The sequence below is a fragment of the Pseudoalteromonas sp. G5_S1_14_S5 genome (genome assembly GCF_054968605.1).
Genome location: NZ_JBQKUM010000264.1, coordinates 1 through 320 on the forward strand (window position 1 = coordinate 1; position 320 = coordinate 320).

1 rRNA gene is annotated in these 320 nt (G+C 50.9%); it reads right to left on the bottom strand.

What is annotated here, in order from left to right:
* Positions 1 to 38: 38 nt before the first annotated feature.
* Positions 39 to 320: ribosomal RNA gene (locus ACTRWI_RS22820) — 16S ribosomal RNA — on the bottom strand; the annotation flags it as partial.

Here is a 320-nt window from a genome sequence, read left to right on the forward strand (position 1 = left end):
ATCAATCTGTGTGGACACTTATCGTGAATATCTTCGTATAAGGAGGTGATCCAGCCCCAGGTTCCCCTAGGGCTACCTTGTTACGACTTCACCCCAGTCATGAACCACAAAGTGGTGAGCGTCCTCCCGAAGGTTAAACTACCCACTTCTTTTGCAGCCCACTCCCATGGTGTGACGGGCGGTGTGTACAAGGCCCGGGAACGTATTCACCGTAGCATTCTGATCTACGATTACTAGCGATTCCGACTTCATGGAGTCGAGTTGCAGACTCCAATCCGGACTACGACGCACTTTTTGGGATTCGCTTACTCTCGCAAGTT